This window comes from Micrococcus sp. Mcc89 (assembly GCF_024519795.1).
In the GTDB taxonomy this organism is placed as follows: Bacteria; Actinomycetota; Actinomycetes; order Actinomycetales; family Micrococcaceae; genus Micrococcus; species Micrococcus luteus.
Window position 1 is genome coordinate 1 of the sequence record NZ_JALJRI010000113.1, and the last position, 367, is coordinate 367.

A 367-nucleotide genomic window follows, 5' to 3' on the forward strand; every position below is an offset into this window, starting at 1 on the left:
GACCCGCCGGGGTGTACACGGCGGACATCCTGACCAAGGAGGAACGGGACTTCCGTGTCAGCATCGACCTGTTCGACCGGTACCCGGCCCCGTTCGGTCTGATCCGCTACGGGGTGGCTCCGGACCATCCGCGCATCAAGGGCATCGTGACCGCGCTGCACAAGGTCATGGACCGCGGGGACATCCGTTTCCTGGGGAACGTGGACTACGGCACGGACCTGAGCCTGGCGGATCTGCGTCGGCATTACGATGCGATCGTGTTCTCCACCGGGGCTGTGCGGGACGCGGTCCTGGACGTGCCGGGGGTGGAGTTGGCCGGCTCGTTCGGTGGCGCGGATTTCGCGTCCTGGTATGACGGGCACCCGGA

Annotated in this window: 1 pseudogene; it reads left to right on the top strand. The window is 67.0% G+C overall.

Features of this window, described 5'->3' with window-relative positions:
* Positions 1 to 367: pseudogene (locus tag NR072_RS11585) on the top strand (pyridine nucleotide-disulfide oxidoreductase); the annotation flags it as partial.